This is a genomic window from Streptomyces sp. NPDC054047, from assembly GCF_055585065.1.
In genome coordinates this window covers 814,342-833,747 of record NZ_JBVJKV010000001.1, presented here as the reverse complement: position 1 = coordinate 833,747, position 19,406 = coordinate 814,342, and the positions used below count along the sequence as shown (strand labels likewise).

General features: G+C 71.6%; 15 protein-coding genes and 3 tRNA genes. 10 read left to right on the top strand and 8 right to left on the bottom strand.

Features of this window, described 5'->3' with window-relative positions; all coding sequences use genetic code 11:
- Positions 1–225: 225 nt before the first annotated feature.
- Positions 226–963 (bottom strand): SanA/YdcF family protein, encoded by a 738-nt coding sequence (locus ACZ6ZP_RS03820; RefSeq protein ID WP_351160712.1) that lies wholly within the window; start codon positions 961–963, stop codon positions 226–228.
- A 180-nt stretch (positions 964–1,143) separates the two neighbouring features.
- Between ACZ6ZP_RS03820 and ACZ6ZP_RS03815 the strand changes: the two genes are divergently transcribed.
- From ACZ6ZP_RS03815 to ACZ6ZP_RS03795, 5 genes are all read left to right on the top strand, one after another.
- Positions 1,144–2,055 carry a sirohydrochlorin chelatase gene (locus ACZ6ZP_RS03815; protein WP_469405430.1) on the top strand — a complete coding sequence of 304 codons (912 nt, stop codon included), beginning with the start codon at positions 1,144–1,146 and terminating at the stop codon, positions 2,053–2,055.
- 79 nt (positions 2,056–2,134) lie between these two features.
- The gene (locus ACZ6ZP_RS03810; protein WP_351160186.1) at positions 2,135–3,460 is read left to right on the top strand and encodes a deoxyguanosinetriphosphate triphosphohydrolase; all 1,326 of its coding nucleotides are present in this window, start codon (positions 2,135–2,137) and stop codon (positions 3,458–3,460) included.
- Positions 3,461–3,589: 129 nt separating this feature from the next.
- Complete coding sequence (locus ACZ6ZP_RS03805; protein WP_469405427.1) at positions 3,590–4,852, top strand: NAD(P)/FAD-dependent oxidoreductase; 1,263 nt, start codon at positions 3,590–3,592, stop codon at positions 4,850–4,852.
- A gap of 44 nt (positions 4,853–4,896) precedes the next feature.
- Positions 4,897–6,804, top strand: a complete 1,908-nt coding sequence (gene dnaG, locus ACZ6ZP_RS03800; protein ID WP_469405426.1) for a DNA primase — start codon at positions 4,897–4,899, stop codon at positions 6,802–6,804.
- Between the two features lie 118 nt (positions 6,805–6,922).
- Positions 6,923–8,245: an RNA polymerase sigma factor gene (locus ACZ6ZP_RS03795; RefSeq protein WP_351160178.1), complete on the top strand. Its 1,323-nt coding sequence runs from the start codon at positions 6,923–6,925 to the stop codon at positions 8,243–8,245.
- 6 nt (positions 8,246–8,251) lie between these two features.
- Here the strand turns inward: ACZ6ZP_RS03795 and ACZ6ZP_RS03790 are convergent, their stop codons facing one another.
- From ACZ6ZP_RS03790 to ACZ6ZP_RS03775, 4 genes are all read right to left on the bottom strand, one after another.
- Positions 8,252–10,174 (bottom strand): ABC transporter ATP-binding protein, encoded by a 1,923-nt coding sequence (locus tag ACZ6ZP_RS03790; protein ID WP_468613700.1) that lies wholly within the window; start codon positions 10,172–10,174, stop codon positions 8,252–8,254.
- Complete coding sequence (locus ACZ6ZP_RS03785) at positions 10,174–11,907, bottom strand: ABC transporter ATP-binding protein (RefSeq protein WP_351160174.1); 1,734 nt, start codon at positions 11,905–11,907, stop codon at positions 10,174–10,176. Before ACZ6ZP_RS03785 ends, ACZ6ZP_RS03790 begins: the two co-directional genes overlap by 1 nt.
- Positions 11,908–12,067: 160 nt before the next feature.
- Positions 12,068–13,504, bottom strand: coding sequence for a xylulokinase (locus tag ACZ6ZP_RS03780; RefSeq protein ID WP_361462546.1), 1,437 nt, complete (start codon positions 13,502–13,504; stop codon positions 12,068–12,070).
- 62 nt (positions 13,505–13,566) lie between these two features.
- Positions 13,567–13,869 (bottom strand): YtxH domain-containing protein, encoded by a 303-nt coding sequence (locus tag ACZ6ZP_RS03775; protein WP_351160168.1) that lies wholly within the window; start codon positions 13,867–13,869, stop codon positions 13,567–13,569.
- A 180-nt stretch (positions 13,870–14,049) separates the two neighbouring features.
- On the opposite strand from ACZ6ZP_RS03775, the gene ACZ6ZP_RS03770 reads away from it, so the two are divergent.
- The 4 genes from ACZ6ZP_RS03770 (at position 14,050) to ACZ6ZP_RS03755 (ending at position 14,870) form a co-directional block, all read left to right on the top strand.
- Positions 14,050–14,122 (top strand) — tRNA-Asn (locus ACZ6ZP_RS03770).
- 5 nt (positions 14,123–14,127) lie between these two features.
- Positions 14,128–14,200 (top strand) — tRNA-Asn (locus ACZ6ZP_RS03765).
- A 175-nt stretch (positions 14,201–14,375) separates the two neighbouring features.
- Positions 14,376–14,449 (top strand) — tRNA-Ile (locus ACZ6ZP_RS03760).
- 187 nt (positions 14,450–14,636) lie between these two features.
- Positions 14,637–14,870 carry a hypothetical protein gene (locus ACZ6ZP_RS03755; protein WP_351160165.1) on the top strand — a complete coding sequence of 78 codons (234 nt, stop codon included), beginning with the start codon at positions 14,637–14,639 and terminating at the stop codon, positions 14,868–14,870.
- 57 nt (positions 14,871–14,927) lie between these two features.
- Here the strand turns inward: ACZ6ZP_RS03755 and ACZ6ZP_RS03750 are convergent, their stop codons facing one another.
- The 3 genes from ACZ6ZP_RS03750 to ACZ6ZP_RS03740 are packed head-to-tail and all read right to left on the bottom strand — an operon-like array spanning position 14,928 to position 17,881.
- A complete protein-coding gene (locus tag ACZ6ZP_RS03750) occupies positions 14,928–16,529 on the bottom strand; it encodes a GAF domain-containing protein (RefSeq protein ID WP_469405425.1) in 1,602 nt (533 codons plus the stop codon).
- A complete protein-coding gene (locus ACZ6ZP_RS03745; RefSeq protein WP_351160159.1) occupies positions 16,526–16,792 on the bottom strand; it encodes a CBU_0592 family membrane protein in 267 nt (88 codons plus the stop codon). The genes ACZ6ZP_RS03750 and ACZ6ZP_RS03745 overlap by 4 nt, the downstream gene beginning before the upstream one ends.
- A gap of 51 nt (positions 16,793–16,843) precedes the next feature.
- Positions 16,844–17,881 (bottom strand): rod shape-determining protein, encoded by a 1,038-nt coding sequence (locus tag ACZ6ZP_RS03740; protein ID WP_249590079.1) that lies wholly within the window; start codon positions 17,879–17,881, stop codon positions 16,844–16,846.
- Between the two features lie 250 nt (positions 17,882–18,131).
- On the opposite strand from ACZ6ZP_RS03740, the gene ACZ6ZP_RS03735 reads away from it, so the two are divergent.
- Entirely contained in the window at positions 18,132–19,394 is a 1,263-nt protein-coding gene (locus tag ACZ6ZP_RS03735; RefSeq protein ID WP_351160710.1) for an MFS transporter, read from the top strand.
- Positions 19,395–19,406 lie beyond the last annotated feature (12 nt).

The window sequence follows — 19,406 nt, the reverse complement described above, 5'->3', positions numbered from 1 at the left end:
TAGGGGCGCGGGGAACTGCGCGAGGACGGACCACGACCGGCACCCGGCGGACGAGCGGTAGAAGGCGGACGCACCCCGGCTCAGGGCCCAGGGGCCAGATCCCTCAGCGAGGGCCGTGCCCCTTTAGGGGCGCGGGGAACTGCGCGAGGACGGACCACGACCGGCACTCGGCGGACGAGCGGAAGCGGGCAGACGCAACCCCCCTCGAGGCCCAGGGGCCAGATCCTAGCGAGGTGCCGCCAGCGCCCGGTCCACGCCGGGCTCCCGGGGCCCCAGGAACCGCGGATCCGGTTGAAACGCCGCGTCCACCGCCGCCTTGCCCGCCGCGACGACCTCCCTCGCGCCGCCGTAGTACCAGGTCGCGTCGTGCTTGGCGTCGACCCCGACGCCGTACGACGTGACGCCCGCCGCGCGGCAGAGCGCGACGGCCCTGCGTATGTGGAAGCCCTGGCTGATCAGCACCGCCCGGTCGACGCCGAACACCTTCTTGGCGCGCACGCAGGAGTCCCAGGTGTCGAAGCCCGCGTAGTCGCTGACGATCCGCCGTCCCGGCACGCCGCGCTCGGTCAGATAGGCGCGCATGGCGTCCGGCTCGTCGTAGTCCTCGCGGCTGTTGTCGCCGGTGACGAGCACGACCTCTATCCGCCCCGCCTCGTACAGCTCGGCCGCCGCGTCCAGGCGGTGCGCGAGATACGGCGACGGCTCGCCCTCCCACAGCCCGGCGCCGAAGACGACCGCGACCCGTGTGCGCGGCACATCGGCCGTCGTGTGCAGGCGTCCCTCCGCCGTCACGAAGAGCCAGGTCGCGGGCAGCAGCGCCACCACGCAGACGGCCATGAAGACCTGCACGGCCCGCCGCTGCCCCCGCCGCGTGCGCGGCAATCTCAGGCGGCCGAGCCGGGCCAGGCAAGCGCGGGTCCAGACCCGCACGCCGGACGGCCCCGTCGACCCCGACCGCCGCATCCACCCCGGCCGCTCCATCGCGTTCCCCCGTGCCCCGCTGCCGGATCCCCCCGATCCGATCACTGCGACAACGGTAAGCGACCGCACTGACAACGCCCCGGCGCCGTCGGTGAGCCAGGCCGAAAGCACCCGTCACCGGCGCGCAACGCGACCGCAATACGGCGCGTCCATCCTCGGTCCATGACGCCGTCGAACCCTCTTCGCGACGAGTCCGGCAGCACCCCTCTCGAAAGTACGGCGCACATCATGAACCGGATCAGCAGCCAGCTCGGCAACCAGCTCACCCTCGTGTCGCTCGACGGCAGGCGCCGCACCGCACCGGCGCCGGCGCCCGACCTCGTCGTGGTCGGCCACGGCAGCCGTGACCCGCGCGCCCTGGCCACCGTCACGGAGCTCCTCGAACGGGTCCGTGAGCTGCGGCCCGGGCTCACCGTGCGCCTCGGCCACATCGAGCTGAACGAGCCGCTGCTCACCGACACCCTCGCGGCGGCCACCGGCTCCGCCGTCCTGGTGCCGCTGCTGCTCGGCCGCGGCTACCACGTCAAGCACGACATCCCCGAGGCCGCGGCCGCCGCGCCGCACCTCGACACGCGCGTCGCCGCCCCGCTCGGCCCGCACCCCCTGCTCGTCGACGCGCTGCACGAACGGCTCGTCGACGCGGGCTGGCCGGACCGCCTGGGCCGGGCCGGGCGGCGCACCGCCGGAGTGGTCCTGGCCGCCGCGGGCTCCCGCGACCCCCACTCCGCCACGGACACCCGCCGCACGGCGGACCTGCTGGCCCAGCGGCTCGGCGTACCGGTGGTGCCCGCGTACGCGTCGACGACCGCGGCCTCCGTGCTCAGCGTGCCCGCCGCGGTCCGCGCCCTCGCCGCCCGCGGCCGCCACCGCACCGCCGTGGCCTCGTACTTCACGGCCCCGGGCCGCTTCGCCACGCAGTGCGCGGATGCCGCACCCTGGATCGCCTCGGCCCCGCTCGGCGCCCACCGGGCGATGGCCCGCCTCCTCCTGCACCGCTACGACCAGGCGCGCACCGACGCCACGGCGACCACGGCCGCAACGCTGGTTCCGCCCCGTCAGCTGACCTCCGCGTGACCGGTGCCCGACCTGCGCCCGTCGGCCACCGAGGGGCCCTGAAGCCCTCTTTGTCACTGCTTGCGTTTACTGTCGGTGCATGGAAGGCACTGCACCGAACGCGTACGACGGCGAGTACGACGACGAGGCGGCCTATGACAAGGCCGCCGTCGAGCGATGGGCCACCGAGCCGGACAAGCGGCCGGGGCGCACCGCCTTCCAGCGGGACCGCGCGCGCGTCCTGCACTCCTCCGCGCTGCGCCGCCTCGCCGGAAAGACGCAGGTGGTCACCCCCGGCACGCGCAGCAACGAGGCGTGGGACGCCAGCGCGCGCACCCGTCTGACGCACTCCCTGGAGTGCGCCCAGGTCGGCCGCGAGCTCGGCGCCGCCCTCGGCTGCGACCCCGACCTGGTGGAGACGGCCTGCCTCTCGCACGACATGGGCCACCCGCCCTTCGGGCACAACGGCGAGCAGGCGCTGAACGAGGTCGCCGAGAGCTGCGGCGGTTTCGAGGGCAACGCCCAGTCCCTGCGCCTGCTCACCCGCATCGAGCCGAAGCGCTTCGTGCGCAGCGAGGAGACGGACGAACTCGTCAGCGTGGGCCTCAACCTGACCCGCGCCGCCCTGGACGCCGCCACCAAGTACCCCTGGCCGCGCGGCGGTCACCCCACCGACCCCGCATCCCCCAAGTTCGGGGTCTACGAGGACGACCGGCCGGTCTTCGACTGGATCCGCAAGGAGGCCCCGAGCCGCCGCATCTGCTTCGAGGCCCAGGTCATGGACTGGTCGGACGACGTGGCGTACTCGGTGCACGACATCGAGGACGGCCTGCACGCCGGGCACCTCGACCCGAACCTGCTGCACGCCGAGCCCGAGCGCCGGGACATCTTCGCCGTGGCCATCGGCCGCTACGTACCGGCGGACACCGACCCCGAAGAGCTCTCCGCGGCCCTCGACCGCCTCCTGGAACAGGAGTGGTGGCCGCACGGGTACGACGGCTCGGCCATCGCCCAGGGCCGCCTGAAGGACGCCACCAGCCAGCTCATCGGCCACTTCTGTCTCGCCGCCGAGACCGCCACACGCCTTCGGTACGGCAAGGGCCCCCTCACGCGGTACGCCGCCGAGCTCGTCGTCCCGCGCGAGGCCCGCCACGAGTGCGCGGTCCTCAAGGCCGTCGCCGACCGCTACGTGATGCAGCGCCCCGCCCAGGAGCGGCTCCGCGCCGACCAGCGGATCGTTGTCGCCGAGCTGGCCGAGGCGCTCACGGCCCGCGCCCCCGAAGGCCTCGACCCGCAGTTCCGCGCGCTCTACGACACGGCGCCCGACGACCGCGCGGCGCTGCGCGTGGTCGTCGACCAGATCGCGTCGCTCACGGACGCCGCCGCGCGCTCCCTGCACGCGCGGCTCACGGCAAGACACCGCTGACATATGCGGAATGAGCCGATCGACCACGGGGCGTGACGAAAACTGGCCGGATCGGGTCGCAACCCCTTCCCCCATCACGCTCCGTGCGGGACGCTCCCCCCTGACGGCAAGGCTTTGAGGAGGCATCAAGTGGTCGACGCGGATCAGACGTTCGTCATTGTCGGAGGAGGTCTCGCGGGCGCGAAAGCGGCCGAGACACTCCGGTCCGAGGGCTTCACCGGCCGGGTGATCCTCATCGGTGACGAACGCGATCACCCGTACGAGCGCCCACCCCTGTCGAAGGGATATCTCCTGGGCAAGGAGGAGCGCGAGAGCGTCTTCGTCCACGAACCCGCCTGGTACGCGCAGGCGGACGTGGAGCTGCACCTCGGCCAGACCGTCGTCTCCGTCGACCGCGCGGCCAAGGCCGTCCACCTCGGTGACGGCGCCGTCATCCACTACGACAAGCTGCTTCTGGCCACCGGCGCCGAGCCGCGCCGTCTGGACGTCCCCGGCACCGGCCTGGTGGGCGTGCACCACCTGCGCCGTCTCGCGCACGCCGACCGGCTGCGGCAGGTTCTCGCCAGTCTCGGCCGGGACAACGGCCACCTGGTGATCGCCGGAGCCGGCTGGATCGGCCTGGAGGTCGCCGCCGCCGCGCGGACGTACGGCGCGGAGGTCACCGTCGTCGAGCCCGAGCCCACCCCGCTGCACGCGGTCCTGGGCCCCGAGCTCGGCCAGATGTTCACCGACCTGCACGCCGAGCACGGCGTGCGCTTCCACTTCGGCGCCACCCTCACCGAGATCACGGGCCAGGACGGTCTGGTCCTGGCCGCCCGCACGGACGACGGCGAGGAGCACCCGGCGCACGACGTCCTCGCCGCGATCGGCGCGGCGCCGCGCATCGCGCTCGCCGAGGCCGCCGGTCTCGACATCGCCGAGCGCGCGCACGGCGGCGGCGTCGTGGTCGACGCCTCCCTGCGCACCTCGGACCCGGACATCTTCGCGGCGGGCGACGTGGCCGCCGTGCACCACCCGCTCTTCGACACCAGACTGCGCGTGGAGCACTGGGCCAACGCCCTGAACGGCGGCCCGGCCGCGGCCCGCGCCATGCTCGGCAAGGACGTGACGTACGACCGGGTGCCCTACTTATTCTCCGATCAGTACGACGTGGGCCTGGAGTACTCGGGATGGGCGCCCCCGGGGTCGTACGACCAGGTCGTGGTCCGAGGCGACGCGGGGAAGCGGGAGTTCATCGCCTTCTGGCTCAGCGAGGGACGGGTGCTCGCCGGGATGAACGTGAATGTGTGGGACGTCACGGACACCATCCAGAAGCTGATCCGCACGGGCGCGCGACCGCCCGCCGAGTCCCTCTCGGACCCTTCCGTCCCGCTGGAGTCGCTGCTCGGGTGAAGGGGCAGGGCGGGAGTGTCGGAGCAGGGCCGTAGTATTCCAACGTGGCAGGCAGGATCAATGACGAGGACGTGAAGGCGGTTCGGGACGCGGTCCCGATCGACGCCGTGGTCTCCGACTACCTCCAGCTTCGGAACGCGGGCGGCGGCAACCTCAAGGGCCTGTGCCCCTTCCACGACGAGAAGTCACCGTCCTTCCAGGTCAGCCCCAGCAAGGGTCTCTTCCACTGCTTCGGCTGCCAGGAAGGCGGCGACACGATCGCCTTCGTGATGAAGATCGACCACCTCACCTTCTCGGAGACGGTCGAGCGCCTGGCGGCCCAGGCAGGCATCACGCTGCGCTACGAAGAGGGCGGGTACAACCCCTCGAACCAGCGCGGGGAGCGCATCCGCCTCGTCGAGGCCCACAAGATCGCCTCGCAGTTCTACATCGACCAGCTGGAGAGCCCCGAGGCGGAGATCGGCCGCAAGTTCCTGGCCGAGCGCGGCTTCGACCAGGCCGCCGCCGCGCACTTCGGCGTCGGCTACAGCCCCGCGGGCTGGGACCACCTCACCCGCTATCTGCGCGGCAAGGGCTTCACCGACAAGGAGCTCACCCTCTCCGGCATCTCCCAGGAGGGCCGCCGCGGGCCCATCGACCGCTTCCGCGGCCGTCTGATGTGGCCGATCCGCGACATCAGCGGCGAGGTCGTCGGCTTCGGCGCGCGCAAGCTGCGCGAGGACGACAACGGCCCGAAGTACCTGAACACGCCCGAGACGGCGATCTACAAGAAGTCCCAGGTCCTGTACGGCATCGACCTCGCCAAGAAGGAGATCGCCAAGACCAGCAGCGCGGTCGTGGTCGAGGGCTACACGGACGTGATGGCCTGCCATCTCGCCGGCATCACGACCGCCATCGCGACCTGTGGCACGGCCTTCGGCGGCGACCACATCAAGATCCTGCGCCGCCTCCTGATGGACAACGCCACGGCCGAGGTGATCTTCACCTTCGACGGTGACGCGGCCGGCCAGAAGGCCGCCCTGCGCGCCTTCGAGGACGACCAGAAGTTCGCCGCCGAGACGTCCATCGCGATCACGCCGGGCGGCATGGACCCCTGCGAACTGCGCCTGGCGCAGGGTGACGTGGCCGTGAAGTCGCTGGTCGAGTCCCGCACCCCGCTCTTCGAGTTCGCGATCCGCCAGATGGTCGCGCGGCACAACCTGAACACCCCGGCCGGGCGCGCGGCCGCCCTGGACGAGGCGGCGCCGATCGTCGCGGGCATCAAGAACATCTCCATCCAGCACGAGTCGGCCGTCCAGCTCGCCGGGATGCTCGGCATCATGGACACCCAGTTCGTGGTCAAGCGCGTCGCCCAGCTGGCGCGTTGGGCCCGCGACCGCGGCGGCAGGGGCCCGGCCCCGCAGCAGCAGCGCACGCAGCAGAACCAGCAGTACGCGGCCGCGGCGCCGACCGCGCCCTCCGGCCCCGCGCTCACCCTGCGCAGCCCCGCCCACCGCACCGAGCGCGAGCTGCTCAAGCTGGCCCTCCAGCGCCCGGAACTGGTCTCCCCGGCCTTCGACGCGTACGGCGTGGACGAGTTCACCGCGCCGCCGTACGCGGCGGTGCGCCAGTGCGTCGAGGAGGCGGGCGGCGCCGAGGCGGGCATCCCCGAACCGCAGGCCTACCTCGCCCGCGTCCTGGACGCGGCGCCGGACAACACCGTGCGCGCCATGGTCACCGAGCTGGCCGTCGAGGCGATCCTGCGCAAGCAGGTGGACGAGATCTACGCGGGCATCCAGCTCGTGCAGGTCCGGCTGCGCGCCGTCGACCGCCGCATCCGCGACGTCCAGGGCAGTCTGACCCGCCTGAGCGGCCAGGGCGACGCCGCCCAACTGACCGCCGTGCAGAACGAGTTGTGGGTCCTCCAGCAGTACGCGCGGGCCCTGAGGGAGCGCGGCGCCGACGCGCTCTGAGGTTCACACCCGGCGAGGCTGGTTACCCGGCGGGTAACCACTCGGTCACGCACCGGACTCAAAAAGTCACCGCACGCCCCTCGTGGCGGCCGTGTGTCGTACCCCACACTGGGTTGCGGTGCCTGAGTCCTCGGAGCGCGGCCGGCCCGCAGACAGCGGATGCGGATCCGGTACACCCGCGATTCCACACATCGTGTTCGGGACGGACAGCGGCGAGGCCGTCGAAGCCGATCCCGCTGTACCGCTGCCGCACGCCTCAGCAGCGATCATCATGGAGGTCGCCCCCGTGCAGACCCAGACCCTCACTCAGACCGAGACCGCCGGTGCCGCGGAAGCGGAGGCGGCGGTGGATACGGACGTCATAGCGGCCGTACCACCGCAGAGCCGAGCCGCGCGGCACCCGGAGGCGGGTCCCGAAAGTCCCGAAGCGGAAGCGGCCACCGAAGCTCCGGACGCCCCGGAGGCGCTCGAACCGGACAGCGGTGAGCTGCCCCTGCCGCCCGCACCTCGCGGGCGCGCGGACACCGGCGGCCCGTCGTCCGACCTGTTCCGGCAGTATCTGCGCGAGATAGGCCGGATTCCCCTGCTCACGGCGGCGGAGGAAGTGGAACTGGCACGCGGCGTCGAGGCCGGTCTGTTCGCCGAGGAGAAGCTGCGCCTCGCCGTCGACCTGGACTCGCAACTCGCCCTGGACCTCGACAAGTTGGTCGTCATGGGCCGGATGGCCAAGCGCCGCCTGATCGAGGCGAACCTGCGCCTGGTCGTCTCCGTCGCCAAGCGGTACGTGGGGCGCGGACTGACCATGCTCGACCTCGTCCAGGAGGGAAACCTGGGCCTGATCAGGGCGGTCGAGAAGTTCGACTACGCACGCGGCTACAAGTTCTCCACGTACGCGACCTGGTGGATCCGCCAGGCGATGTCGCGGGCCCTCGCCGACCAGGCCCGCACCATCCGCGTCCCCGTGCACGTCGTGGAGCTCATCAACCGCGTGGTCCGCGTCCAGCGCCGCATGCTCCAGGAGCGGGGCTACGAACCGACACCCGAAGAGGTCGCGGCCCACCTGGACCTGCCGCACGAGCGGGTCAGCGAAGTCCTGCGCCTGGCGCAGGAACCGGTGTCGCTGCACGCGCCCGTGGGGGAGGAGGACGACGTCGCGCTCGGCGACCTCATCGAGGACGGCGACGCGACGAGCCCCGTCGAATCGGCGGCCTTCCTGCTCCTGCGCGAGCACCTGGAGGCGGTGCTCTCCACGCTCGGCGAGCGCGAACGCAAGGTGGTCCAGCTGCGCTACGGCCTCGCGGACGGCAGGCCCCGCACCCTGGAGGAGATAGGCCGGATCTTCGGCGTGACACGCGAACGCATCCGCCAGATCGAGTCCAAGACCCTCAACAAGCTGCGGGACCACGCCTTCGCGGACCAGCTGCGCGGCTATCTCGACTAGGCCGGCCTAGTCGACCTCGGCCACGGCCTCGGCGAACTGAGCCTTGTACAGCCGCTGATACGCACCGTCGGCGGCCAGCAGCGCATCATGCGTGCCCTGCTCGACGATCGCCCCGTCCTCCATCACCAGGATGGTGTCGGCGTCCCGGATCGTGGACAGCCGGTGGGCGATGACGAACGAGGTCCGCCCGTGCGCGAGCCGCGCCATCGCCTTCTGGATGAGCACCTCCGTACGCGTGTCGACCGAGCTGGTCGCCTCGTCCAGGACCAGGATCACCGGGTCGGACAGGAACGCCCGCGCGATCGTGATCAGCTGCTTCTCGCCCGCGCTCACCCCCGTGCCCTCGTCGTCGATCACCGTGTCGTAGCCCTCGGGCAGCGTGCGGCAGAAGCGGTCCGCGTGGGCCGCCCGCGCGGCCTCCTCGATCTCCTCGCGGGTGACGTCCTTGGCCGCTCCGTACGCGATGTTCTCCGCGATCGTGCCGCCGAACAGCCAGGTGTCCTGGAGCACCATGCCGATGCCGGAGCGCAGTTCGTCGCGCGACATCTTCGCGATGTCGACCCCGTCGAGGGTGATGCGCCCGCCGGTGACCTCGTAGAACCGCATCAGGAGATTGACCAGCGTGGTCTTGCCCGCGCCGGTCGGACCGACGATCGCCACCGTGTGGCCGGGCTCGACCTTCAGGGACAGGTCCTCGATGAGCGGCTTGTCCTTCTCGTAGCGGAAGGACACCTGCTCCATCTCGACCCGGCCGCGCAGCTGGTCGGGACGGAGGCCCGGCACCGGGTCGGCCTCCTGCTCGTCGGCGTCGAGCAGCTCGAAGACGCGCTCGGCGGACGCGACACCGGACTGCACCAGGTTCGCCATCGAGGCGACCTGCGTGAGCGGCATCGAGAACTGCCGCGAGTACTGGATGAAGGCCTGCACGTCACCGATCGACAGGGCGCCGGACGCGACCCGCAGGCCACCGACCACGGCCACGAGCACGTAGTTGATGTTCGACATGAAGTACATCAGCGGCTGCATGGCCCCGCTGTTGAACTGCGCCTTGAACCCCGCCTCGTACAGCGCGTCGTTCTGCTCGGCGAAGGCCTTCGCCGACTCCTCCTGGCGCCCGAAGACCTTCACCAGGTTGTGCCCGGTGTACATCTCCTCGATGTGCGCGTTGAGCTTGCCGGTGGTCTTCCACTGCTGCACGAACTGCGGCTGCGACCGCTTGCCGACCTTCGTCGCCACGAAGAACGACAGCGGCACGGTGACCAGCGCCACCAGGGCGAGCAGCGGCGAGACGTAGAACATCATCACCAGTACGCCGACGATGGTGAGCAGTGAGTTCACCAGCTGGCCCATGGTCTGCTGGAGGGTCTGGCCGATGTTGTCCAGGTCGTTCGTCGCCCGGCTGAGGACCTCGCCGCGCTGCCGCTTGTCGAAGTACGACAACGGAAGCCGCGACAGCTTCGCCTGGACGTCGCCGCGCATCTTGAAGACGGTCTTGTTGATGGCGCGGTTGGAAAGACGTGTCGCCACCGCCATCAGCAGGCCCGCGACAAGGAACACGCCGAGGGCGAGCAGCAGCACCTCTCCCACGGCGCCGAAGTCGATGCCCTCGCCCGGCGTGAAGTCGACCCCGGAGAGCATGTCGGCCATGCCGCCGTCGCCCTTGTCGCGCAGGCTCTCGATGGCCTGGTCCTTGGTGGCGCCGTCGGGCATGTCACGGCCGACGATGCCCGCGAAGAGCAGGTCGGTCGCCTTGCCGAGGATCTTGGGGCCGAGCACGGTGAGCGCCACGCTGAGCACCCCGGCGGCGAGCATCCCGTACATCGTGGCGCGCTCGGGCCCGAACTGCGCCAGGAGGCGCTTGCCGGACCCCTTGAAGTCCATCGACCGGGAGTCCGGCCCCATCATCTGTTGTCCGCCCGGACCGGCCATTACGCGGCCTCCGCTTCCGTCAGCTGGGAGAGCACGATCTCCCGGTAGGTCTCATTGCCCTCCATCAGCTCGTGATGGCGTCCCGTCCCCACGACCCGGCCCTCGTCGAGGACGATGATGCGGTCGGCGTCCCGGATCGTCGCCACGCGCTGGGCGACGATCACGACGGTCGCCTCGGCGGTCTCGCGGCCGAGAGCGGCCCGTAGGGCGGCGTCGGTCGCGTAGTCCAGGGCCGAGAAGGAGTCGTCGAAGAGATAGATCTCGGGGCGCCGCACCAGCGTCCGCGCGATCGCGAGCCGCTGCCGCTGACCGCCGGAGACGTTCGTGCCGCCCTGCGAGACGGGCGCGTCCAGGCCCTCCTCCAGGCCCTCGACGAAGCCCCTGGCCTGGGCGACGTCGAGCGCGTGCCAGAGCTCCTCGTCCGTCGCGTCCGGGTTCCCGTAGCGGAGATTGGTGGCGACCGTGCCGGCGAAGAGGTACGGCTTCTGCGGCACCAGGCCCACGGTCCGCGCGAGCAGCGCCGGCTCGATCGTGTGCACGGGTACGCCGTCCACCAGGACCTCGCCCTCGGTGGAGTCGATGAGCCGCGGCACCAGGCTGAGCAGCGTCGACTTGCCGCTGCCGGTCGAGCCGATCACGGCGGTCGTCTCGCCGGGCCGCGCGACCAGGTCGACGGCCTTCAGGACGGGCTCCTCGGCGCCGGGGTAGCGGAAGCCCGCGCCGCGGATCTCCAGGTGCCCGTGGCGCGTCAACTCCCGTACGGGGGAGGCCGGGGGCACCACGCTGCTCTCGGTGTCCAGGACCTCCTCGATGCGCTCGGCGCAGACCTCGGCGCGCGGCACCATCATGAACATGAAGGTGGCCATCATCACGGACATCACGATCTGCGTCAGATACGCCAGGAACGCGGTGAGCGCCCCGATCTGCATGCCGCCGCTGTCGATGCGGTGCGCGCCGAACCACACGACGGCGATCGACGAGACGTTCACGACGGTCATCACGATCGGGAACATCAGGGCGAGCAGCTTGCCGGTGCCGAGCGACACGTCGGTCAGCTCGGCGTTGGCCTTGCGGAAGCGGTCCTTCTCGTAGTCGTCGCGGACGAAGGCGCGGATGACGCGGTTGCCGGTGATCTGCTCGCGCAGCACGCGGTTCACGGTGTCCAGGCGCACCTGCATGGTGCGGAAGAGCGGCCGGAGCCGCTTCACGATCAGGCTCACGCAGATCGCGAGGACCGGCACGACGGCGATCAGGACGCCCGAGAGCGGTACGTCCAGGCCGAGGGCCATGACGATGCCGCCGACGCACATGATCGGCGCCGAGACCATCAGCGTGAACGACATCAGGACCAGCATCTGCACCTGCTGGACGTCGTTCGTGGTCCGGGTGATCAGCGACGGCGCGCCGAACTGCCCCAACTCCCGGGCGGAGAAGGACTGCACGCGGTCGAAGACGGCGGCCCGCACGTCGCGGCCGAGCGCGGACGCGGTGCGGGCGCCGTAGTAGACGGCGCCCACATTGCAGACCACCTGGGCGACGGTGACGGCGATCATGATGGCGCCGAACGACAGGATGTAGCTCGTGTCGCCCTTCACCACGCCCTCGTCGATGATGTCGGCGTTGAGCGTGGGCAGGTAGAGCGAGGCGCACGTCTGCAGGAACTGCAGCAGCACCAGCAGGGCGATGGGCTTCTTGTACGGGCCCAGGTGGGCCCGCAGGAGTCGTATGAGCACGAGGTCTCTCGAGAGGCGTGGGCGGGGTTTTCGGCGAGGTCGCCCCCATACTCCGATATCGCACCCCGGCGTGCGCAACCGATTAAGCCATGACCCGGTAAAAAAATGGGCTGGGTCAAGAACTGGCCGTGCCGCTGTGCCTCTCCTGTGGCGGGGTGCCCTAGAAGCCGCTCGCTTCGAACGCGCCCGGATGGGCCTGCTCCCGCACCGTCCGGTACTGCTGGCGGACCGCCTGGCCCACGGCCTGCTCCTCGCCCGGCTCGAAGACCTGCGCGGACGCCCCCTGCCAGTAGGGCAGTTGGCCGTTCAGCGCCCAGGCCGCCTGCCGCGCCGCACCGATCGCCGCGTAGTCCGCGGGCTGCGGCACCACGACCTGCGTACCGAACAGCATCGGCGCCGAGGCCTGCACGGCCGGCAGCTCCGCCGCCGCACCGAGCAGGAAGACCCGGCGCACGTCCACGCCGCGCCCCCGCAGCACGTCGAGCGCGTCCCCGAGCCCGCACAGCATGCCCTCGAAGGCCGCCCGCGCCAGATGCTCGGGCCGCATCGACTCGCGCCGGAGCCCGGTCAGGGTGCCCGCCGCGTGCGGCAGGTTCGGCGTCTTCTCACCCTCCAGATACGGCAGCAGTACGAGCCCGTGCGCACCCGGCGTCGACTTCATGGCCAGCTCCGAGAGCCCCTCCAGATCGGGCACCCCCAGCATCTCGGCCGCGCCCCGCAGCACCCGCACGGCGTTCAGCGTGTGCACCACCGGCAGATGCATGCCGGTGGCGTCCGCGAGCGAGGTGATCGTCCCGCTCGGGTCGACCAGGGCCTCGTGGTGCACGGCCATCACGGACCCCGAGGCCCCCAACGAGACGACCGCGTCGCCCTGCTGGACCCCGAGCCCGAACGCCGCCGCCATCGTCTCGCCGGTCCCCGCCGAGATCAGCAGCCCCTCGGGCGTCGTCCCCGCGGCCTCGGCGGGACCGATCACCTCGGGCAGCATCGCCTGGTGGCCGAGCGCGAGCTCGACGAGATCGGGGCGGTATGAACCGGTCGCCGCCGACCAGTAGCCGGTCCCGGAGGCGCCGCCGCGGTCGGTCGTGCGCCGCGCGGGCCGCCCCAGGAGCTGCCACACCAGCCAGTCGTGCGCCTGCATGAGGGAGGCGACGCGCTGCGCCGCCTCCGGCTCGGCCCGCGCGAGCCAGCGCAGCTTCGTCACCGGGTGCGCCGCCTGCGGGACGCAGCCCACGGCCTGCGCCCAGGCCTCGCGGCTGCCGAGCCCGTCGATCAGGTCGGCGGCGGCGACCTGCGCCCGCCGGTCGTTGCCGACGAGCGCGGGCCGCACGGTGTTGCCGTGCTGGTCCAGGGGGACGACCGCGTTCTGCTGCGCGGAGACGCCGATGGCCTGCACGCCTTCGAGCAGCCCGCCGCCCGCCGCCTCACCGAGCGAGAGCAGCCAGGCCTGCGGATCCACGTCCGAAGGGCGCCCGCCGTCGGGGTTCTCCGTCGGATGCGGGGCATAGCCCTGCTTGAGTACGGCGCCCGAGTCCGCGTCACAGACCACGATGCGCGTGAAATCGGGCGAACTGTCCAACCCTGCGACTATCCCCATACCTGGAATTCTGCCGCACCGGGCGACGTCTGCCGTACCTCAGCTCCCAGGAGCGTCCCCGGCTACGTGTTGCTGGTGCCCCAGTCGTCCTCGCCGCTGCCCTGCCCGCGCTCGCGCAGCGACCGCACGCGGTCGGCCACCGAGTCGGGGACCTTGTCCCCCACCTTCTCGGACACGGAGTGGAAGGCCTTGCCCGCCACCTCGCGCCCCTGCTGCGTCGCGGACTCCACGGTGTTGCGCACGGCCGGGTTCTGCGCGAACTCGCGAGCGGACTTCCTGAGCTGTTCGTAGCGCTCGCGTCCGGCCCGGGTACCGAGTACGTACCCGAGAGCCAGTCCCGCCACGAATGTGAGCCGGTAGCGCATGGCTGCCACCCTTCCCTTGCGTCGGCGTCGAGCGTCTGTCGCCCGTCTGCTGCTCTGCGTCGGCGGTGGGGGGATACCGATTGGCGGAGCACCCCCCTGCTTGCGCTAATGTATGTGTCGCAGCGACCGCCCGCCGCCTGGAGAGTTCCCAGGTAAGTGCGTTCGATGCAAACGAGACGATCCCCTGTAGCTCAATTGGCAGAGCAGCCGGCTGTTAACCGGCAGGTTACTGGTTCGAGTCCAGTCGGGGGAGCTCGGTCTCCTGTAGCTCAATTGGCAGAGCAGCCGGCTGTTAACCGGCAGGTTACTGGTTCGAGTCCAGTCGGGAGAGCTGTGAGAAGGACCCTTGAGATTGCCCTCAAGGGTCCTTTTTCGTGCCCGGTGGAACCATGTGGGCAGCACGGAGGTCCTCATGGTCGAGCGATGCCGACCATCCGAAGCAGGAGATCGTATGAGCGGCTATGCTGCGGCAGACGGCGCGCACAAATGTGCGCGACGCGCCGTTAGGGGCGGTAGCTCAGCCGGTTAGAGCAGCGGACTCATAATCCGTCGGCCGTGGGTTCGAGTCCCACCCGCCCCACCGAAGCGCTGGGGCGCAGGAACGATTCCACCTGCGTCAACAGCGCAAACCTCGCCGCCCTCCTCTTTGTGGCGACATGCGAGCTTCAGTCCCGGGATCCGGGGCACCAGGGCCTCATGAAGATATTGATCGTCCTCGTGGTCGTCGGCCTAGCCGCAGCTTGGTACATGCAGTCACGGAAGCGCCGTTGAACGCGCGGGCCGGGTCCACGGCTGCCGCGCCGGTGGCCGTGCATCCGCCGTCCGGCACGGGTGGCCGCCGGGTGACGGTCCGCGGGGAGATCCTCGGTCTCGCGCATTCGGACGCGGACGTGGTCGAGTTCCTGCGCCAGGCCGGGCTGCCGGACGCCGAGGGACTCCTGGACGATCAGGCGTGGGTGAAGTGGCGCGGCGGGCGGGCGCACCAGTACGAGGCTGCCTAGACCGGCCCGGAGCCTGGACCGGCCCGGAGCCTGGACCGGACCACTGCCTGGACCGGCCTAGAGAGGGGCCTGCCAGGTCGTCGTCGTGCCCGATCCGACGCCGTCCGTCGTGCCGTCGTCGTGAACCGTCAGGCGTACGCCCGTGCGGCCGTCCGGCAGCGTCGCCCGGGCGTCCACCGCCACCTCGATGCGGGTGACGTCGGGGCGGCGCGACGCGGTGGCCAGGGCGCGGCGCAGGGCGGCCAGGAGGTGGCCTGCGGCCGGGTCCGTGATGCGGGTGTCGACGGCTCCCGTGAAGTGCACGGACGGCTGTACGCCGACCACGGCGGCCGCGCCCGCCGTCTCGCGCAGCACCTTGCCGCGGAACGTGGTGGGGGCGTCGGCGGGCGGCTGCTGGAGCGCGAAGATCGCCGTACGGACTTCCTGGATGGTCGACTCCAGCTCGTCCACGGCCTGGTCCAGGGTGGACTCGACCTGGGGCGAGCGGTCCCTGCGGCGGGTCGACTCCAGCATCATGCCGGTGGCGAAGAGCCGCTGGACCACGAGGTCGTGCAGATCGCGGGCGATGCGGTCGCGGTCCTCGAACACCGCCAGGCGCTGCCTGCTCTGCTGGGCGTCCGCCAGGACGAGGGCCAGCGCGGCCTGCGAGGCGAACTGGGTGGCGAGGAGACGCTCCACGGAGGTGTAGACGCGCTCGCCCCTGCGGCGGGGCAGCGCGAGCGTCCCGATGAGCCGGCCGCCCGCCTGGAGCGGCAGCATCAGGCTCGGCCCGAAGTTGGTCCGCACATGGGTGGTCATCCGGGGGTCGGTCGCGGAGTCCTCGATGAACACCGGCTCGCCCCCGAGCAGTTGTTCCAGGACCGCGCTGCCGGGCTCGATGGTGGTGCCGATGAGGTCGTTCTGGAGCTCGTGGGGGTGGGCAGAAAGCTCGCTCGGGGGCTCGGCGTCCTCCTCCGTCGCCGTCGCCGCCGCCACGATCCGCATGCCGCCTTGGTCCGTGGGCTGCAGGATCACGCCCGCGGAGGCGTTCGCGAGGATGCGGGCCTGCTCGGCGACCGTCATCAGCGCGTCGGCCGCCGGTTCGCCGGTGAGCAGCGCCGTGGTGACCGCGGCCGCGCCGTCGATCCACCGCTCCCGCTGTCTGGCCGCCTCGTACAGGCGGGCGTTGCCGATCGCGATGCCCGCCTGGCTCGCCAGGACGCGCAGCAGCTGGAGGTCCTCGTCCGTGAAGCGGCCCGCGCGCTTCTCGGTGAGGTAGAGATTGCCGAACGCCTCGTCGTGCACGTGCACCGGAACGCCCAGGAAACTGTGCATCTCCGGGTGGCCCGGCGGCACGCCGCACGAGCGCGGGTCCGCCGTCAGGTCGTCCAGGAGGAGCGGCTTCGGCTCGCGGATCAGGGTGCCCAGGAGCCCCGAGTGGCCGTCCGGGAGGGCGCCGATGCGGTCCCGCTCGGCCTGGGTCAGGCCCGCCGTGAACAGGTCGGTCAGCCTGCCGTGCCCGGGGTCGATGACGCCCAGCGCGCCGTACCGGGCGCCGGTCAGCTCCGTCGCGCTCTCCACGATGTGCTGGAGCGTGGCGTGCAGTTCGAGGTCCGTGCCGACGCCGAGCACCGCGTCCAGGAGGGGCACGAGGGAGAGGGGCAGGTCGTCGCCGTTCACCGCGCGGTGCCCGCCGCGCCCCCGGCGGCCCCGCCGCCCCGCGCCTTCTTGACCAGGCTCAGCAACGAGACCACCATCCACGCACCCTCCAGAAGCAGAAAACCCCACTGCCGTTCGTGGAGAGCATCACCCGCGGTGAGCCCCGAACCGGCGAAGTTCAGCCACAGGTAGGTCCAGGTGCCCGTGCCGAGCCTGCCCGCCTGGGCCAGGACGAAGGCGAGCAGGATCAGCGCGGAGCCGATCAGCTGCACGGTCATCGACATACGGGCACTCTTCCGCGGTGTGGTGCCGGGATCAGCGGGGGAGCGCCGGGATCAGCCGGACAGCGGGTCGAGGACCAGCGGCTGGATCTTGCCCTCCAGCATCGCCCCGAGCCCGAGCACGGCACACACGTCGGGCCGTTCGGCGATCGCCACCGGCATCCCCGTCGCGTCCCGCAGCATCTGGTCGAGCCCCGGGAGCAGCGCGCTGCCGCCGACCATCATGATCCCGCGATCGGCCAGGTCGGCCACCAGGTCCGGCGGGCAGTCCCGCAGCACCTTGCCGATGCCGTCGAGCACGGCGGTGAGCGGGGTGTGGATCGCGTCGCGGACGGCCGCGGTGTCGACGTGCACCGAGCGGGCGAGCCCCGTGGCGACGTCGCGGCCGTGGATCTCGGTCGACTCCGGCCCGTGCGGAGTCAGGCCGTTGCCGCGCAGGGCCAACTGAAGGGGGCGTACCGACTGACTGGGCAGCATCAGCTCGTGGTGGTGGCGCAGGTGCTGGACGATCGCGTGGTCGATGGCCTCGCCGCCGACCGGGATGCGCTGGGCGGTGACGATCGACCCGAGCGACAACACCGCGACCTGCGTGGTCGCGGCCCCGCACACCAGGATCATGGTCGCTTCAGGACGCTCCACGGGAAGACCGCAGCCCACCGCGGCGGCGATGAGCGTGTCCACCAGCTCGACCCTGCGCGCGCCGAGCCCGACCATCGTCTCGACGGCGGCGCGCTGCGCCAGCGGGTCCGCGTCGTGCGGCGTGCAGGCGGCGGCGCGAAGCCGCGGCTTGCGGCGCAGGGTGCGGCGGAGCTTCTCGCCGAGGAGGTGGCGCAGCATGCGCTGGGCCATCTCGATGTCGACGACGGTGCCGCCGGAGACCGGCCGTACGACCCGGATGTATCCCGGCGTACGTCCCGTCATCTGCTCGGCGAACTGACCGACCGCGATGAGCGCGCCCGTGCGCGTGTTCACGGCGGCGGCGCTCGGCTCGTCGACGACGAGACCCGCGCCCTTCACGAACACCCGGGTCCTCGCGGCCCCCAGGTCGACGGCGATGTGGCAGCGGCGCAACTGCTCCAGACTGACGGTCATGGCAGATCCTCCCGAGAGCGCAGACCGTACGGACCGTCGGACGACGGTCCTGTCTCGCATCGTGCGGTGGCCGCGGGCGGCGCGCGCGCTGGGCTGAGCCGGGCGGGGTGCCGCCGCACGGGTGGTCTTGATCGCGCCGCGGGCGCCGCAGTTAGCATCCCGTGTGACGCATACGACCCCGGAAGAAGACGAAGCCGACGGCCCCCACATACCCGAAGCCGACAACAACCCCCCGCTGCCCCCGCTACCAGTGGAGCCCCAGGGACCCGTCGCGAAAAGGCGGATACTCGCCGATCTGACGCCTTTGCGTACGTCCGTCGACTACCGCCGTCTCTGGGTCGGCAACACGATCTCCTGGACCGGCCAGGCGATGACCGCCCTCGCGGTCTCCCTCCAGGTCTACGACATCACGCACTCCAGCTTCTCGGTCGGCCTCGTCGGGCTCTGCTCGCTGGTCCCCCTCGTGGTGTTCGGCCTGTACGGGGGCGCGATCGCGGACACGGTGGACCGGCGCAAGCTCGGCCTCTACTCGTCGCTCGGCTCGTGCGCGCTCTCGTTCGCCCTTGCGGCGGGCGCGTTCGCGGGCTTCCACCACGTGTGGTTCCTGTACTCCGTGGTCGCGCTCCAGGCGGTCTGCGGGGCGCTGAACTCCCCCGCGCGCTCGTCGATGATCCCCCGGCTCCTCCCGCCGGAGCAGCTGCCCGCGGCCAACGCGCTGTCGTCGATCACGACGACGTCGGGCACGATGATCGGCCCCATGCTGGGCGGCCTCGTCGTCGGCCTGTGGGGCTATCAGGCGGCGTACACGGTGGACGCGGTGGCCTTCAGCGCGGCGCTGTACGCGATGTGGCGGCTGCCGGCGATGCGGCCCCAGGGAGCGGAGGCGGGGGTGCGCGGGAAGCGGGCCTCGGTCCTGGACGGGCTGCGGTTCCTGGCCACCCGGCCGAACCTGCGGATGACCTTCTTCACGGACATGTGCGCGATGGTGCTCGCGCATCCGCGGGCGCTGTTCCCCGCGGTGGCGGTGGTGTGGTTCGGGGGCGACGCGAAGACGGTGGGCCTGCTGGTCGCGGCGCCCGCGGTGGGAGCGCTGCTCGGCGGGGTGTTCTCCGGGTGGCTGGGGCGGATCAGGCGGCACGGGCTCGCGATCCTGCTGGCGGTGGCCGGGTGGGGCACGGCGATCGCCGTCTTCGGCCTCACGCGCAACCTGTGGCTCGGGCTGTTCTTCCTCGCCGTGGCGGGCTGTGCGGACACCATCTCGATGGTGTTCCGCAGCACGATGCTGCAGGCGGCGGTGCCGGACGAGATGCGGGGGCGGTTGCAGGGGGTCTTCATCGTGGTGGTGGCGGGCGGGCCCCGGCTCGGGGACTTCGTCGCGGGGTCGGTGGGCGATCTGGGGTCGCCCGGGGTGGCGGTCGTGGGCGGTGGCCTCGCGTGCGTGGTCGCCGTGGGGCTGCTCGCGGTCAAGTGGCGGAGGTTCGCCCGGTACGACGCGCGGGCGCCGCAGGCGTAGGGGCGGGGGAGT

What these genes read in the sequence shown, in the direction of transcription:
- ACZ6ZP_RS03820 (WP_351160712.1), bottom strand. Translation starts at nt 963, where the DNA reads ATGCGGCGGTCGGGGTCGACGGGGCCGTCCGGCGTGCGGGTCTGGACC.
- ACZ6ZP_RS03815 (WP_469405430.1), top strand. Translation starts at nt 1,144, where the DNA reads ATGACGCCGTCGAACCCTCTTCGCGACGAGTCCGGCAGCACCCCTCTC.
- ACZ6ZP_RS03810 (WP_351160186.1), top strand. Translation starts at nt 2,135, where the DNA reads ATGGAAGGCACTGCACCGAACGCGTACGACGGCGAGTACGACGACGAG.
- ACZ6ZP_RS03790 (WP_468613700.1), bottom strand. Translation starts at nt 10,174, where the DNA reads ATGGCCGGTCCGGGCGGACAACAGATGATGGGGCCGGACTCCCGGTCG.
- ACZ6ZP_RS03780 (WP_361462546.1), bottom strand. Translation starts at nt 13,504, where the DNA reads ATGGGGATAGTCGCAGGGTTGGACAGTTCGCCCGATTTCACGCGCATC.
- ACZ6ZP_RS03775 (WP_351160168.1), bottom strand. Translation starts at nt 13,869, where the DNA reads ATGCGCTACCGGCTCACATTCGTGGCGGGACTGGCTCTCGGGTACGTA.
- ACZ6ZP_RS03745 (WP_351160159.1), bottom strand. Translation starts at nt 16,792, where the DNA reads ATGTCGATGACCGTGCAGCTGATCGGCTCCGCGCTGATCCTGCTCGCC.
- ACZ6ZP_RS03740 (WP_249590079.1), bottom strand. Translation starts at nt 17,881, where the DNA reads ATGACCGTCAGTCTGGAGCAGTTGCGCCGCTGCCACATCGCCGTCGAC.